Origin of the sequence: Achromobacter mucicolens (assembly GCF_029866465.1) — a bacterium.
GTDB lineage: Bacteria > Pseudomonadota > Gammaproteobacteria > Burkholderiales > Burkholderiaceae_B > Achromobacter > Achromobacter mucicolens.
This window is the reverse complement of record NZ_CP123364.1, coordinates 2,001,223-2,015,013: the sequence shown is the minus strand read 5'-3', so window position 1 is coordinate 2,015,013 and position 13,791 is coordinate 2,001,223. Positions and strand designations below refer to the sequence as shown.

Annotated in this window: 16 protein-coding genes; 5 read left to right on the top strand and 11 right to left on the bottom strand. The window is 67.7% G+C overall.

Annotation, left to right across the window (positions count from 1 at the left end; translation table 11 throughout):
- Positions 1 to 105: 105 nt before the first annotated feature.
- Positions 106 to 564, top strand: a complete 459-nt coding sequence (locus tag QEP15_RS09170; RefSeq protein WP_280148690.1) for a winged helix-turn-helix transcriptional regulator — start codon at positions 106 to 108, stop codon at positions 562 to 564.
- On the opposite strand, the gene QEP15_RS09165 is transcribed toward QEP15_RS09170, so the two are convergent.
- The 4 genes from QEP15_RS09165 to QEP15_RS09150 all read right to left on the bottom strand — a co-directional run bounded on the left by QEP15_RS09165 (position 561) and on the right by QEP15_RS09150 (position 4,247).
- Positions 561 to 1,532 carry a pyridoxamine 5'-phosphate oxidase family protein gene (locus QEP15_RS09165; protein ID WP_280148689.1) on the bottom strand — a complete coding sequence of 324 codons (972 nt, stop codon included), beginning with the start codon at positions 1,530 to 1,532 and terminating at the stop codon, positions 561 to 563. The genes QEP15_RS09170 and QEP15_RS09165 overlap by 4 nt on opposite strands.
- 30 nt (positions 1,533 to 1,562) lie before the next feature.
- The gene (locus tag QEP15_RS09160; protein WP_152384009.1) at positions 1,563 to 2,225 is read right to left on the bottom strand and encodes a glutathione S-transferase family protein; all 663 of its coding nucleotides are present in this window, start codon (positions 2,223 to 2,225) and stop codon (positions 1,563 to 1,565) included.
- A 104-nt stretch (positions 2,226 to 2,329) separates the two neighbouring features.
- A complete protein-coding gene (locus QEP15_RS09155) occupies positions 2,330 to 3,235 on the bottom strand; it encodes a LysR family transcriptional regulator (RefSeq protein WP_062842078.1) in 906 nt (301 codons plus the stop codon).
- A gap of 127 nt (positions 3,236 to 3,362) precedes the next feature.
- A complete protein-coding gene (locus QEP15_RS09150; RefSeq protein ID WP_152384008.1) occupies positions 3,363 to 4,247 on the bottom strand; it encodes a LysR substrate-binding domain-containing protein in 885 nt (294 codons plus the stop codon).
- 122 nt (positions 4,248 to 4,369) lie between these two features.
- On the opposite strand from QEP15_RS09150, the gene QEP15_RS09145 reads away from it, so the two are divergent.
- Complete coding sequence (locus QEP15_RS09145; protein ID WP_056316046.1) at positions 4,370 to 5,044, top strand: flavodoxin family protein; 675 nt, start codon at positions 4,370 to 4,372, stop codon at positions 5,042 to 5,044.
- On the opposite strand, the gene QEP15_RS09140 is transcribed toward QEP15_RS09145, so the two are convergent.
- The 7 genes from QEP15_RS09140 to QEP15_RS09110 all read right to left on the bottom strand — a co-directional run bounded on the left by QEP15_RS09140 (position 4,984) and on the right by QEP15_RS09110 (position 11,843).
- Positions 4,984 to 5,886 (bottom strand): AraC family transcriptional regulator, encoded by a 903-nt coding sequence (locus QEP15_RS09140; RefSeq protein WP_175156713.1) that lies wholly within the window; start codon positions 5,884 to 5,886, stop codon positions 4,984 to 4,986. The genes QEP15_RS09145 and QEP15_RS09140 overlap by 61 nt on opposite strands.
- A 20-nt stretch (positions 5,887 to 5,906) precedes the next feature.
- A complete protein-coding gene (locus tag QEP15_RS09135; RefSeq protein WP_280148688.1) occupies positions 5,907 to 6,866 on the bottom strand; it encodes a proline dehydrogenase family protein in 960 nt (319 codons plus the stop codon).
- Between the two features lie 72 nt (positions 6,867 to 6,938).
- Positions 6,939 to 7,847: a DMT family transporter gene (locus QEP15_RS09130; protein WP_180100224.1), complete on the bottom strand. Its 909-nt coding sequence runs from the start codon at positions 7,845 to 7,847 to the stop codon at positions 6,939 to 6,941.
- Between the two features lie 171 nt (positions 7,848 to 8,018).
- Positions 8,019 to 9,266 (bottom strand): D-amino acid dehydrogenase, encoded by a 1,248-nt coding sequence (locus QEP15_RS09125; protein ID WP_056316037.1) that lies wholly within the window; start codon positions 9,264 to 9,266, stop codon positions 8,019 to 8,021.
- A gap of 106 nt (positions 9,267 to 9,372) precedes the next feature.
- On the bottom strand, positions 9,373 to 9,810 hold the full coding sequence (locus QEP15_RS09120; protein ID WP_217617847.1) for an Rrf2 family transcriptional regulator: 438 nt from the start codon (positions 9,808 to 9,810) through the stop codon (positions 9,373 to 9,375).
- Between the two features lie 59 nt (positions 9,811 to 9,869).
- Positions 9,870 to 11,087, bottom strand: coding sequence for an NO-inducible flavohemoprotein (gene hmpA / locus QEP15_RS09115; RefSeq protein WP_280148687.1), 1,218 nt, complete (start codon positions 11,085 to 11,087; stop codon positions 9,870 to 9,872).
- A gap of 90 nt (positions 11,088 to 11,177) precedes the next feature.
- On the bottom strand, positions 11,178 to 11,843 hold the full coding sequence (locus QEP15_RS09110; RefSeq protein WP_280148686.1) for a 4'-phosphopantetheinyl transferase family protein: 666 nt from the start codon (positions 11,841 to 11,843) through the stop codon (positions 11,178 to 11,180).
- Positions 11,844 to 11,953: 110 nt separating this feature from the next.
- Here QEP15_RS09110 and QEP15_RS09105 point away from each other — a divergent pair, with 110 nt between their 5' ends.
- The 3 genes from QEP15_RS09105 to QEP15_RS09095 are packed head-to-tail and all read left to right on the top strand — an operon-like array spanning position 11,954 to position 13,777.
- A complete protein-coding gene (locus QEP15_RS09105) occupies positions 11,954 to 12,676 on the top strand; it encodes a beta-ketoacyl synthase chain length factor (RefSeq protein ID WP_280148685.1) in 723 nt (240 codons plus the stop codon).
- Positions 12,673 to 13,536 carry a lysophospholipid acyltransferase family protein gene (locus QEP15_RS09100; RefSeq protein WP_152384001.1) on the top strand — a complete coding sequence of 288 codons (864 nt, stop codon included), beginning with the start codon at positions 12,673 to 12,675 and terminating at the stop codon, positions 13,534 to 13,536. Before QEP15_RS09105 ends, QEP15_RS09100 begins: the two co-directional genes overlap by 4 nt.
- On the top strand, positions 13,517 to 13,777 hold the full coding sequence (locus QEP15_RS09095) for a phosphopantetheine-binding protein (protein ID WP_056316022.1): 261 nt from the start codon (positions 13,517 to 13,519) through the stop codon (positions 13,775 to 13,777). Before QEP15_RS09100 ends, QEP15_RS09095 begins: the two co-directional genes overlap by 20 nt.
- Positions 13,778 to 13,791: the final 14 nt, after the last annotated feature.

Below are 13,791 nucleotides of genomic sequence, written 5' to 3'. Positions count from 1 at the left end.
GGGTTGGCGTCATGATTCATTTGGTTTTATAACGAAACCAGAATGCTAGTTCATGAGGTTTTATAATGCAACCAACTTCACCCTCAGCCAGCGCAAGGAGTCCGCATGGTCAAACGCACCAGCCTTGAAGGCGCCGCCTGTCCGGTTGCCCGCTCGCTCGACGCCATTGGCGACTGGTGGTCGCTGCTAATCGTGCGGGACGCCTTCGACGGGCTGCGCCGGTTTGGCGAATTCCAGAAGAATCTGGGCATGGCAAAGAACATCCTGAGCGACCGGCTGCGCACGCTGGTCGCGCACGGCATTCTTGCCGTCGCCCCGGCGTCCGACGGCAGCGCGTATCAGGAATACGTGCTGACGGAAAAAGGCGAGGCGCTGTTTCCGGTGATCGTCGGGTTGCGCCAATGGGGCGAGGACCACTATTTCGGACCGGACGAGCCGCACTCGACGTTGATCGATCGCCAGCGCGGCCAGCCGGTGCAACGCATGGAGATCCGCGCGCAGGACGGCCGCCCGCTGCGCCCCGGCGACACGGTCGTGCGCAAGGTGACGCAAGACAGCCGCTAGGCCGCGGCAGGCCAGCGCCCCGTCGCCAATACCGTGGGCGACCAGGCATCGAAGCGCCAGCGCAAGGCCAGCGCGCCAGGCCGCCTGACCACCCGGCGCACATGCACGCGCCACAGGCGTTCGGCGCCTTGGAAGGCCGAGATTTCCGGGCTGTCCAGAATCACCTCCGCCCTTCCCGTCAGTTGCAGCACGTCGCCGCGTTCGAAGTCGATGAACAGCAGCCCCGCGACGGGATTGGCGGCCAGATTGCCCAGCGTATTGAAGAACCGGTTGCCCGAGAAGTCCGGAATGGTCAGCACATCGCCATCCACCCGCACGAAGCCGGGCTTGCCGCCCCGGTGCGAGACATCGACGGCGCGTCCGTCCACGCTTTCATCGCGGTCCGCATAGCTGGCCACAAAGAAGGTGTCGGACACCGAGATCAGGGCGCGCGCCGCGTCGTCCAGCCCCGCGCGCTCCTCCCGCGCGGCGGCAAAGCGCAGCGACGGCGAACGCGCAAAGAAAAAATCGCGAGACTGGATGTACTGCGGACAGTTGCCAAACGACTGCGCCACCGCCACGTCAAAGCGCTTGCCGTCCCACGCCGCAATGCGGCCGTTCATGCGGTTGCGCCGGCGGGTGTGCAATTCGATACCCAGCAATCCCACCGGCTTGCCCAGTCCCATTCCTGCGCGCAACGGGTCGTCCGCGTCCGGCATGGCGGCGATGCGCAACGTGTGCGGGTCCGGCGACACGGCAAAGCCGGGCTGCCCTTCCAGGATGCCGGCCCACGGATCGCCTTGGTCGTCGACCGCGCCGGCCACCACGAACGGCAGCTGCGCGAAGAATTCGCGGTGCTGATCGGGCATGTAGTCGCGAATGACCTTGCGGCCGACCATGTCCATGCGCGCGGCAACGCCCGCGTGCGCTTGCAGTTGCAATTCACCCTCGTGCCAGGGCGACGGCATGGTGTTTTCGGGAAGGTTCATGGCAATGTCCTCGCGGTCGATTGGCGGGAATCAGGCGGCCAGCAGGCCCACTGGCGACGATTCCATGGGAACGAAGCGCGGCAGGTTCTCGATGCGGCTCAGCCACGCGCGGATCCGCGGATAGTCCGCCAGCGACACGTTGCCTTCAGGCGCATGCGCCACGTAGGCATAGCAGGCCACATCGGCGATGGTGGGCTCGCTGCCAGCCAGGAAGTCGCGCTGCGCAAGTTCGCTTTCCATCACGGCAAGCAGCGCATGCGCGCGCGCCAGCGTGGCGTCGACATCCAGCGGCGCACCAAACAGCGTCACCAGCCGCGCCGACGCCGGACCGCCCGCCAGCGGCCCGGACGCCACCGACAACCAGCGCTGCACGGCCGCGGCGCCCGCCGCATCCTCGGGCAGCCAGGCCCCGCCGCCGTAGCGCTTGGCCAGGTACACCAGGATGGCGGTCGAGTCGGCCACCACCACGCCGTTGTCGTCGATGACCGGCACCTGGCCGAAGGCGTTGAGCGCCAGGAATTCGGGACGCTTCTGCTCACGCTGACGCAGATCCACGTCGATGCGTTGGTGCGGCACGTCCAGCAGCGACAGCATCAGCGCGACACGATGCGCGTGGCCGGAAAGCGCGAAGCTGTAGAACTTGAGCGGAGCGGCGGCTTGCGCCGGGGCGGAGTGCGAGGAGGTGGATGGCATCGGAGGCTCTCAGGTGGATTCGAGCCACCATCTTGAGCCTGCCCGCGCCAATGGAGAACGGCCGGCGCCGGCAAGACACTCTTGCCGGAAATGAAATAAACGGGTCAGGCCGGCAGCGCCGCCAGGTCGCGGCGCAGCGCCTCGACACAGAAATCGACAAAGCTGCGCACCTTGGCCGAGCTTTTCCGCCCTTCCGGATACACCAGATGGACGGGCACGGGCGGCATCTCGAAGTCGCGCAGCACCACCTGCAAGGCGCCGCTGGCCAGGTGCGGGGCCACCTGATAGGACATCACCTGGGTCAGGCCCCAGCCTTCGCGGGCAGCCGCCACGGCCGCCTGGAACGAGGTGACGGTCAATTGCGACTGCATGTTCAAGCGAAGGCTCTGGCCGTCCTGCAGGAAGCGCCATTGCGGCCCGCGGCCTTCCATGGCCGCGGTGATGGTGCAGAAGCGATGCAGCGATTCGGGGTCGGCCGGCTCGCCATGGGCGCTCAGGAATCCCGGCGCGGCGCACACCACCCGGCGCACGTGGCCCACCGGCACCGCCGTCAGCGACGAGTCCGGCAGCGCGCCGATGCGCACGGCCACGTCGATGTCCTCGTCCACCAGGTTCACCACGCGGTCCACCAGCAGCGCGCGCAGCGACACCTGGCGATGCCCGCGCAGATAGCCCAGCACCGCCGGCATCACGTGCAGCTCGCCGAACAGCGCGGGCGCGGTGATGGACAGCGCACCGCGCGGCACCGCCATCGCGCCCGCCGCGGCGTCATCGGCCTGCTCGACCTCGTCGAGAATGCGGCGGCAATCGGCGGCGTAGCGCTGGCCGGCCTCGGTCAGGCGCAGGCTGCGCGTCGTGCGCACCAGCAGCAAGGCGCCCAGGCGGCGTTCGAGCGCGGCGACGCTGCGCGTGACGCTGGGCGCGGACATCTCCAGCCGGCGCGCTGCCGCGGCAAAGCCGCCCGCGTCGGCAACCGCAAGAAATACCGTCATTTCATGGAATCGGTTCACGGCGGGGCGCACTCCGTAGTCTGAAAACGCGAACGCCGCACACGGGCGGCGACGTCAATGTACCCGCTCGTGCGCATCCTGTCCCGCCGCGCGTGCGCTCACCACGGATGCCGCGCGCGGCCAGCCACTAGCCTTGGAAGGCCTTGCGCAACCATGTCAGGAATGCCTTGACGGGCGGATGACGCTCGCGCCCCGGCGCGCACAGCGCAGTGTAGGCCGCGCCCGGCACCCGGACCTCGGGCCGATAAGGCGCGAGCGTGCCCGCGGCCACGCTGTCGGACACCATCACCGAACTGGCCAGCACCAGGCCCTGCCCGGCAATGGCGGCCTGCAGCGCGTAGTGTTCCTCGGTGTAGGCGTGCTCCGCCACCGGCCGCTTCCATGCCGGCAGGCCGGCGGCTTCGCACCACGCCTGCCACCCCTGTTCGTATAAGGGCGAGTCGCGCCAGCGCACCGTCACCAGGGCCGGCGCCCGCCGGCCCGCACGGGCAACCTGCGCCGGCGCGCCGTATACCCCGAACCATTCGGGCAGCGCGCAGGCCGCGTGCAATGCGGGATAGCGCACCCGGCTGTAGCGGATGGCGACGTCCACGCTGGCGTCCTTAAGCAGGTCCACGGGATCAGGCGACGTATCCAGGCGCACTTGATACTGCGGGTAGGCCTCGTGAAAGCGCCCCAGCCGGGGCACGAGCCACAACGCCGCAAAGGAATGCGTCGTGGACACGGTGAGCGCGCCGGATTCCGGCGCGGGCCGCAAGGCGTCCAGCGTCTGCGCCACGTCCAGCAACGCGCCGTGCACGCCGGCAAAGAGGCGCGCCCCCTGGTCGGTCAGCCGCACGCCGCGCGGAACGCGATCGAACAGCGCGCACCCCACATGGCGTTCCAGTGCCTTGACCTGATGCGACACCGCCGTCGGGGTGACGGACAGTTCGGCTGCGGCCAGCTTGAAACTGCGCAGCCGCGCGGCGGCCTCGAACGTGCGCAGCGCAGTGACGGGAAGCGTGGCGAACATGGGCGATTCCTGAGATGAACAGGATTCATCTTAGTGAAGGAATTGTCAGTTGTCGCGGCCCTGCCTGGAGATCAGGATTACCTATCCGAACGTAGTCCCAGCATTTCACCAAGGAGCCAAGAATGAATTCAAATCACCCAAAACAACGATTGCTGATCCTGGTGGGCAGCCCGCGCCGCAATGGCAACAGCGCGGCGTTGGCCCACGCCGCGCGCCAGGGCGCGCAGGCGGCTGGCATTTCGGCCTCCCTCTTTTTCCTGGATGACTACATCCAGGGCCTGCTGCCCGATCTGCGCCATGCCAAACCGCCCGCCGACCGGTACGCCGAACTCTTCCTGGACCATTTCCTGCCGGCCGATGGCGTGCTGTTCTGCACGCCCATCTACTGGTATGGAATGTCGGCGCAGACCAAGGCGTTCTTTGACCGATCTTTCAGCCACTACGCGGGTTCCGGCCCCGAACCCGAACGCGTCAAGGCACGCATGGCCGGCAAGCGGCTCGGACTGACGGTGGCGTCCGAAGAGACCTATCCCGGCGCGGCGCTGGGCATCGTGCATCAGGTGCAGGAGTTTGCGCGCTACACGCATTCCGACTTCGTGGGATATGTGCACGGCGCGGGCAACCGGCGCGGCGAGGTGGCGCTGGATCCGCGGCGCCCGCTGGCCGCCGCGCAGGCGCTGGGCGCGGAATTCTTCACGCGCAAATATTCGGATTACCGGCTTGAAACGCCCCGCAGTCACAACGTGTGGGAGCCCACCGCGCCGGCTCTCACCAGCACGCCGGGCGGACTGCCGTAAACCTGCTTGAACACCCGCGTCAGGTGCGCCTGGTCGGCAAATCCCACCGCCTGCGCCGCGTCAGCCAGCGGCAAGCCGCCGCGCAGCAGCACCCGCGCGCGCGCCACGCGCCAGTTGCGCAGCCACGCCTGCGGCGGCAATCCGTAACGCCGCGCAAACTGCTTGACCAGTGTGGTCCGATGACGATCCTGCGCCTGCGCCAGCGCTTGCAGGTCGGGCGCGCAGGACGGATCCGCGGCCATGCGCGCGTGCAGCATGGCGCAGACGTCGGTGATGGCGGACAGGTCATCGGAGGGAGGTGCTGCGGGCATACCGGCGGCGGGCGTACCGGCATCGGGCATACCGGCTTCGGGCGTACCGGCAGCGGGCGTCCCGCTTTCCCCCAGCGCCTTTCCGTGCGCGGCCAGCGTGCCGAACAGGGCCGCGGACAGGCGTGCGCTGCGTTCGGCGGGCGCGATCTCGTCAGGCGTCAAAGCGTCCAGCCACTGCACGCACAGGGCGGCATCCGCGATCACCGGTCCCGCCAGCCGCGCGCCCTGCGCATGCAGCGCGCGAGCGTGGTCCTGGAACCAGGCCAGATCGATGTACGCCATGCGATACGCGAGCGGTCCGACGGCCGTGCCGCCCGTGTGTACCTGTCCCGGCGCGATCACCACCAGTTCGCCCGCGCAGGCGGCGTGGGCCTCGCCCTGCACGGTGAACTCGCACCGGCCATGCTCGATGGCGCCGATGGACCAGGCGTCGTGAAAATGCGGCGCGTACCGGTAGGCGCGCAGGTCCGCGATCAGCACGTCGCCGGGCAGTCCCGCGCCGCAATGCCAGATGTGTTGAGAAACCGCCATGTTGCGCCAGCCAGTCGCGGCTATCCGAAGTAATGCCCGTCCGAGGTCAGCGAACGGGCCAGGAGCCACGCATTGCGAGGATTTTCGCCGACGCGGCGGATGGCATACGGCCACCAGTCCGCGCCGAACGGAAGATAAACCCTGACGTTATAGCCCAATCCGCGCAGCGCAATCTGCCAGTCCGGACGCACGCCGTAGAGCATTTCGAATTCAAATCCCTCGGCGGGCCAGCCGCGCTCGCGCGCCAGATCGACGATGGCCCCGGCCAGCCGGTCGTCGTGCGTGCCGAACACCGGGTAAAAGCCCGATTCGCGGGCCTCGCGCGACAACATGATGGACGCCGCGTCCAGATAGGCCTGGTCGATGCGCGCGCGCCCGGCGTGGTCCAGCGCACGCTCGGGGAAGGCGCCTTTCACCAGCCGCAGCGATGTGCGCTGGCGGATCGCCCAGACCAGATCCTCGGGCGTGCGCCGGCGCCGCGCCTGCAGCGTAAGGCCCGCCGGCAGGCCCGCGGCCAGCAGCGTCCGGTGCAGCGCGCACGTGCGGTCGCGGATGCCGGAATCTTCCATGTCCAGCACCAGCCAGTCCCGCCCCGTGCCCGAGGCGGCCTGCACCGCCCTGCCGATACGGCGCGCGTTTTCCTCGCCCAGGGCGTCGGCGTGCATGTAGCCGATGGCCGTGGGGTCGACGGAGACATGCACGTCCAGGCCCGCGCCCGCCAACGCCCGGCAGGCGTCGATGGCTTGCCCGACGTTGTGGTCGATGGCGGCGCGATCCGCCACGTACTCGCCCAGATAGAAGAGCGACGCGCGGATGCCGTGCGCCTCGCGCAGTCTCACGGCGGTGCGCACGGCTTCGTCCACGCCGGCGCCGCCGACGAACCGGCGCGCCAGCGATGTCCGGGCGGCCATCGCCCGCATCGCCTGGCCGACCGCCGGGCTCCGGGCCAGCGCAATCGTGGTCTTTTGAAAAATGCTCATCGCCTCACCGCGCAAAGCGGCCACTATGCGTCGGTGGCGGGCGCCTGTCTTGAACGCCCGTGAACGGCGGGGCTACGCCTTGCCGGCCGCCAGCGCGCGCCCGGCGCCAAACAGCGGCCGCTGCACGGTCTGCGCCAGCAGCACGCCCGCCAGCGTGACCGCGCCGCCCAGGACGTGATAGCGCTGCAGGTGCTCGCGCAGCATCACGAAAGCGGCCAGCGCGGTAAAGAGCGGCAGCAGGTTGATGAAGATGCTGCAGCGGTTCGGGCCCAAGCGGTGCACGCCTTCGATCCACAGATACGACAGCAGCACCGACGAGAAAATGCCCGCGTACAGGATCAGCGGAATGGTATTGACGTCCAGCGCGGCCTGGGCGGCCGGCACCCGCAGGTACAGAGGAAGCATATAAATCAGCGCAAAAATCGACTGCACGAAGGTGGACTGCCAGGCGGGCACCGGCACCTTCCAGTGGCGCAGCAGCACGCCGTACAGCGCGTACGACAACGCGGCCAGCAGCATCAGGCCATCGCCCACATGCACGCCATGCTGGAACACGCTCAGCATGTCGCCCTGCCCCACCAGATACAACAGTCCCAGAAACGACAACGCCCCGCCCGCGGCCATGCCGACCGTCAGCGGATCGCGCAGGATCACGACGCTGCCCAGCATGCTGAGCAGCGGAATCAGCGCCGTCAGGATGGCCATGTTGGTGGCGGTGGTGGTTTCGGCCGCCCGGTACGACAGCGCCTGGAATACCGCCGACGACAGCGCGCCGTACAGCGCCAGCTTTGGCCAGTGGCGCAGGATGACCCTGCGATTGCGCCACGCGGGACGGGCCGTGAACAGCCCCATGAGGAACAGCGCCAGCAGCAGGCGGTAGAAGGTGATGGCGGTGGGAGAGATGGCGCTGGCGGCCATCTTGGAGACGATGACGTTGCCCGCCCAGAACAGGATGGCGAACAACGGAAACAGATAGGACATGATGGAAGGCTCGAAGGAGGGATCGGCTCCTTCGAGCCCGCAAGAATGCGGTCTGGCGAAGGAGTGATCGTCATCCTATTGAGCCCGCGTCAGCCCGTCTGCCGACGAAATGGCACGTGCTATCGCAAAATGGACATCGCCCTTGCCGGCGCCGCGTTCACGCTTCGAGGTTCAGGGCTTGAACGGCGCCGGATCCAGCGGCAGCTCCAGGCCGCCCATTTGCGCCGTCAGCAACGCCGCGCTGCCGCAGGCCAAGGTAAACCCCAGCGCGCCCTGCCCCACGTTCAGCCACAGATTGTCGGCTGCCGGGCTGCGGCCGATCAGCGGCTTTCCGGTGGGCGTGGCCGGGCGCAGGCCTGCCCACGGAATGGCCTGGCGCAGGTCCAGTTGCGGGAAGGCTTCGAGCACTTGTTTTTTCAGAAGACCGACGCGAGCGGGGTCGATGTCGGCGTTGTTGCTGCCGATGTCCACCATGGCCGCGATCCGCAGCACGCCGCCGACGCGGGCGTAGACGATGCGCCGTTCGTAGTCGGTCACGCTGATGCGCGGCGCCACGGTGTCGTCGTCTGCCAGCGGCACGGTCAGGCTGTAGCCCTTCAGGGGGTACAGCGGCACGTCGTGACCGAGGGGCCCAAGCAAGGCGCGGGTACCGATGCCCGTGGCCAGCACGACGGCGTCGGCGCCGATATCGCCGTCGCGCGTGTTGACCGCGACGATGCGGCGGCCTTCGCGCTGCAGGCCGGACACCGGGTTGGACATGGCGCACTGCACGTTGCCCAGGCCTTGCAGGCGGTCGAACAGCGCTTCGGTGAATTGCCGGCAGTCGCCGGCTTCTTCGCTGGGGGTATAGATGGCGCCCGCCAGGCTGGCGCCCATGCCGGCCAGCGCCGGTTCGCGCGCCACGGTCTGGGCGGCATCCAGCACCTGCTGGTCCGCGCCGTGCGCCGCCTGATACGCCACCAGCGCGCGCGCCTTTTCCAGCAGATCGGGGCTGCGGTAGGCGATGAGCTTGCCGTTCTTCAGGTGGCCGAAAGCCAGGTCTTCCTGTTCCAGCAGCGAGTGCATGACATCGCGGCTGAGGTAGGACAGGGTCAGCATCTGGGCGGTGGACGCCTTGGCGACCGACGCGCGGCAGGCCAGCGCAAATTGCAGGCACCAGCGCCACTGATGCGGGTCCAGGCGGGGCCGGAACCGCAGCGGCGAATCATGGCGCAGCAGCCAGCCCGGCACGCTGGGCAGCACGCCGGGCCCGGCCAGCGGCGCCACATAGCTGTAGCTGAGCTGACCGCCATTGGCATAGCTGGAGACTTCCGCCGGGCGGGGCTGGCTGTCGACCAGCACCACGTCATGACCCTGGCGCGCCAGGAAATAGGCCGACGTCACACCGACGACGCCGGCGCCAATTACGCAAACGCGCATACCGTTATCCAAGTAGACCGCGAACACGGCCATTCTGTAACGGCCGCCCCCGCGCCGGCAAATGCCAAACGCCGCAGGAGCCATAACCAAACATCATGTCCCCGATTCAGGCGACGCGGTGCAGCTTGATGATCGCGGCGGCGGTCGGTTCCCGAACCAGATCGGCCAGCGTGTAGCCATTGAGGGTGTCGTAGAAGGCCTGCAGCGTCTGCGCCAGCACGCCCGACAGCCGGCACACGCCGTCCAGCGCGCACGGGGGTTCGCGGCAATCGATGAGCGGACCCTGCTGCTCGAGCTCGCGTACCAGATCACCGACGCGGTATTCCGTGGCGGCGCGGGCAAGGCTCAGCCCGCCCCCCTTGCCGCGCGTGGTGCTGACCCAGCCGCGCTGCGACATGAAATGCACGACCTTGACCAGATGATTGCGCGACAGGCCAAAGCGGTCAGCGATCTCGGGGATCGTGACGGCTGCGGACCGGTCGCGGCATTGCGTCAGATACATCAGGACGCGCAGGCCGAAGTCGGTGAATCGGTTCAGTTGCATGGTGGTCAGGACATGTGGACCGGGCGGCCCGGAAACGTCGGGCCGCCAGGATACACCGGTCAGCCGGCGACGCCGCCGGTGCCGAAGGCTTCGGCGTGGATGCGGTCTTCGGTCACGCCCAGCACCAGCAACGCCTCGCGCTGCGCACGCATGAAGGCCGCCGGGCCACACAAGTAGTAGTCCGCGCCCGGCACGATGGCCTCGTCGCGAATGGCGTGCAGATCGACGCGCCCCTGGTGATCGTAGTCGCGGCCGGCCTGGTCGCCGTGGCCCACCTCTTCGTAGAACACCGCCTTGCGCACGTTGGCGCGCTTTGCCGCGATGTCGTTCACGTGGTCGCGCATGGCGTGCACCGAACGATTGCGGCAGCCGTGCACGAAGCGGATCTGGCGCGCGTCATTGGCATGCACCAGATGGTTCAGGATCGACACCATGGGCGTCAGACCCACGCCGCCGCTCAGCAGCACGACGGGCGCATCGCCGTCCTCGCGCAGGTGGAAATCGCCCTGCGGCGGCGCGACGTCCAGCACGCCGCCTTCTTCCAGGCGGTCATGCAGCGCGTTGGACACGCGGCCCGCCGGCGTCTGGTCGCCGGCCGGCTCGCGCTTGACGGAGATGCGCAGGCGATCCTGGCCGGGCGCGTCCGACAGGCTGTATTGGCGCGGCTGCATCAGGCCCAGTTCCGGCACGAACACGCGCACGGACACATACTGGCCGGGCCGGTAAGCCGGGACCGTGCCGCCGTCGGCCGGGGCGAGGTAGAACGAGGTGATTTCGGCGCTTTCGGGCTGCTTGCCCACGACGCGGAACGCGCGCCAGCCGGTCCAGCCGCCGGGCTTGTTGGCCGATTCCGCATACAGGCGGGCCTCTTCGGCGATCAGCAGGTCGGCCAGTTGGCCGTATGCCGCGGCCCACGCGTCCACCAGTTCGTCGGTGGCGGCTTCGCCCAGCACCTCACGAATGGAAGCCAGCAGATGCTTGCCCACGATGGCGTAGTGCTCGGGCCGGATGCCCAGGCTGACGTGCTTGTGCACGATCCGCGTCACCACCGGCATCAGCACCGAGGGATCGTCGATGTGCTCGGCATAGGCGGTGACCGCGCCGGCCAGCGCGTGCTGCTGCGCGCCGCCCGCCTGGTGGGCCTGGTTGAACACGTGCTTGAGTTCCGGGTTGTGCTGGAACATGCGCGCGTAAAAGTGCTTGGTCAAGGCGACGCCATGGACCTTCAGGACGGGGGCCGTGGCTTTGACCAGCTCGCGGATTTGGGGACTCAACATCAACTGCTCCTTGAATGGCGAACAGGATCGCCTTTAAACATATATTCATAATACATCTTTAAATGCGAGCGGCGAAACGTCAGGGCGGTTTCAAGTCGTATCGGGCAGCCAACAACCTTGTATCAGGACATGCGGCAGTTGACAGCCGGCCGCGCCGGTCCACACGGGTTGCGCGAACTCCCCCGCCGATCCTTGTGGGGCCTGCCAAACCACCGAGGCCATCCAGCCGGCGCCCACCCGATAGGAGCAGGCCCGCCAGCGTCCCGGCGGCGGGCGCAGCGCCAAACCGGACGGCGCCGGACACAAGCCCACCGATGCCATGTCAGCCGGAAAATCCAGGCCGGCGGCCTTGATGAAGGCCTCTTTCAATGTCCATAGCTGGTAGAAGCGGAGCAGGCGCGCCTCGTCGGGCAGTCCCGCCAACAGGTCGCGTTCGGCGGCCGAACACACCCACTGGGCCAGCCCCTGCACGTCGCGCGGGGAGATTGCCTCGAGGTCGGCGCCGATTTTCCAGCCGGCCGGGGCGGTGGCCACGATGGCGTGACCGTTGCTGTGGCTGAGCGAGGCCGGGCGGGAATGGGGCTGGCGGCTGCGCACGTCATGCAACAGCGCGCGGCTGGCCTTCCAGTCGCGCAGCGCCTTGCCGCTGCGGATCGCAGCCGCTCGGGCAGCGTCTTCGGCGGACAGCTGCTCGGGGCTATATATAGAGGCGGCGCTTTGATCCGCCCACCAGATTAAAAGTTCCTGAATATCCAACGGAGAACGTAACTATTTAGAAAATAATGCGAGAAATATAAGCCAATTTGTGTGATGTGTAACCATTCAAAACAGTTTGAGCCGAGTTTGCCATAGTAGAATCGCGCGCTATGTTGACGTTCTCCATCGCGCATTGGCAAGGTTGGACACCAGGATTTCAAGACCCGAGCAGTTGGCAGCACTGGGCGGAACACCCGTATTGCCCCCTCGGAGATCAGGCCGCCGCCCGCCTCGACTTCTTGCCCCCCATGCAGCGCCGCCGCCTCAGCCCTCTGGCTCGCGGGGTGTTTGCGTGCGCGTGGCCGCTTGCCGACGGATACCCGGACATGCCGTTCGTCTTCGCCTCGCGGCACGGAGAAACCACGCGCAACTTCGGACTGCTTGAGTCGCTGGCGGCGGACGAGCCGCTGTCGCCCACGGCATTTGGCCTGTCGGTGCACAACGCGATAGCCGCGCAATGGTCGATCATACGCCGCGAAACGGCCGAGTCCGTGGCGCTGTCCGTCGAGGACGACGGCCTGGAGCACGCCTTCCTCGAAGCCGCCCTGTTGTTCGGCCAGGGGCATGACAACGTGCTGGTGGTGCTGGCCGAGGAAGTGCCGCCGCGCCCGTACGCGCCCTGGGTGGCCGACGCGCCGTTTTCCTACGCCGCCGCGTTCCGCCTGTGCCCGGGCACGGACTGGGCGCTCTCGATGGATCCGGCTGGCAACAGTGGTGCGGCGCCGCAAGTGTGGCCCAATCCGCTGAATCTGGTCCGCCACCTGACGCTGCAGACCCCAAGCTGGCGGCACGCCAACCGCAGCCGCCAATGGACCTGGACACGTAACGCATGACCTCCCCGGCTCAAGTTCGTCAAGATTTCTGGCTTTGGCGGCTGGTCGCCACCGGCATGGCCTTCACCATGTTCGGGGTGGGCGGCGTGCTGCTGCGCCTGATGGTGTTTCCGCCCCAGCGCCTGCTGCCGGGCGACCGCCAGGACCGCCAACGCCGGGCCCGCTGGGCATTGAATGGCACCTTCAGGCTGTTCATCCGGTTCATGGTGCGCGTGGGCATCCTGACCGTGGAATTCAAGGGCGCCGACCGCCTGGGCCGCCCGGGCCAGATGATTCTTGCCAACCACCCGTCGCTGCTGGATGTGGTGTTCCTGGTCGGGCACGTCAAGAACGCCAACTGCATCGTCAAGCATGGCCTGGCCACGAATCCCTTCACCCGCGGCCCCGTGGCCAATGCCGGATACATCACCAATGACGAAAGCTTCGACATGTTCGACCGCGCGGCTGATGTGCTGCGCAATGGCGAAACGCTGATCGTCTTCCCGGAAGGCACGCGCACGCCGCCGGACGCCATGCCGCAGTTTCATCGCGGCGCATGCGCCATTGCGCTGCGCGGCGCGCAGGTCGTGACGCCGGTCGTGATCCGGATGAATCCGCGCAGCCTCACCAAGGGCGAGCCCTGGTACCGGATTCCGCCCTCGCGCATGCGCTACGTCATCGAGGTCGGTGAAGACATCGACCCGGCGACCTGGAGCCAGGCGCATCCGCTGCCGATCGCCGGCCGCAAGATGAATGCCTACCTGCACGCCTATTTCGAAGCCAAGCTGGCGCCGCAGGCGCCACAGGGCGCCCCAATGAACGCGCCGCCGCCCACGGCGGCGCAAGTGGAGTCAAAGCTGGATGAATCAACTGGAACTTGAGCTCAAGACGCTCGTCATCGAGTCCCTCGGGCTCGAAGACATCACGCCCGACGACATCGACCGCGAAGCCGCCCTGTTCGGAGACGGACTGGGCCTGGATTCGGTCGACGCGCTGGAGCTGGGCCTGGCGCTGCAAAAGCGCTACGCCATCACCATCGATCCCGAAACGCGCAACATGCGCGAGCATTTCGCCAGCATTGCCAGCCTGGCGGCATTTGTCACTGCGCAACGCCGCGACTGACGCATACGGAGTCA

Coding starts and splice junctions, on each gene's coding strand:
- hmpA (WP_280148687.1), bottom strand. CDS start 11,087: ATGTTGAGTCCCCAAATCCGCGAGCTGGTCAAAGCCACGGCCCCCGTC.
- QEP15_RS09135 (WP_280148688.1), bottom strand. CDS start 6,866: ATGAGCATTTTTCAAAAGACCACGATTGCGCTGGCCCGGAGCCCGGCG.
- QEP15_RS09160 (WP_152384009.1), bottom strand. CDS start 2,225: ATGCCATCCACCTCCTCGCACTCCGCCCCGGCGCAAGCCGCCGCTCCG.
- QEP15_RS09125 (WP_056316037.1), bottom strand. CDS start 9,266: ATGCGCGTTTGCGTAATTGGCGCCGGCGTCGTCGGTGTGACGTCGGCC.
- QEP15_RS09130 (WP_180100224.1), bottom strand. CDS start 7,847: ATGTCCTATCTGTTTCCGTTGTTCGCCATCCTGTTCTGGGCGGGCAAC.
- QEP15_RS09105 (WP_280148685.1), top strand. CDS start 11,954: ATGTTGACGTTCTCCATCGCGCATTGGCAAGGTTGGACACCAGGATTT.
- QEP15_RS09120 (WP_217617847.1), bottom strand. CDS start 9,810: ATGCAACTGAACCGATTCACCGACTTCGGCCTGCGCGTCCTGATGTAT.
- QEP15_RS09095 (WP_056316022.1), top strand. CDS start 13,517: ATGAATCAACTGGAACTTGAGCTCAAGACGCTCGTCATCGAGTCCCTC.
- QEP15_RS09170 (WP_280148690.1), top strand. CDS start 106: ATGGTCAAACGCACCAGCCTTGAAGGCGCCGCCTGTCCGGTTGCCCGC.
- QEP15_RS09145 (WP_056316046.1), top strand. CDS start 4,370: ATGAATTCAAATCACCCAAAACAACGATTGCTGATCCTGGTGGGCAGC.
- QEP15_RS09165 (WP_280148689.1), bottom strand. CDS start 1,532: ATGAACCTTCCCGAAAACACCATGCCGTCGCCCTGGCACGAGGGTGAA.
- QEP15_RS09140 (WP_175156713.1), bottom strand. CDS start 5,886: ATGGCGGTTTCTCAACACATCTGGCATTGCGGCGCGGGACTGCCCGGC.
- QEP15_RS09100 (WP_152384001.1), top strand. CDS start 12,673: ATGACCTCCCCGGCTCAAGTTCGTCAAGATTTCTGGCTTTGGCGGCTG.
- QEP15_RS09150 (WP_152384008.1), bottom strand. CDS start 4,247: ATGTTCGCCACGCTTCCCGTCACTGCGCTGCGCACGTTCGAGGCCGCC.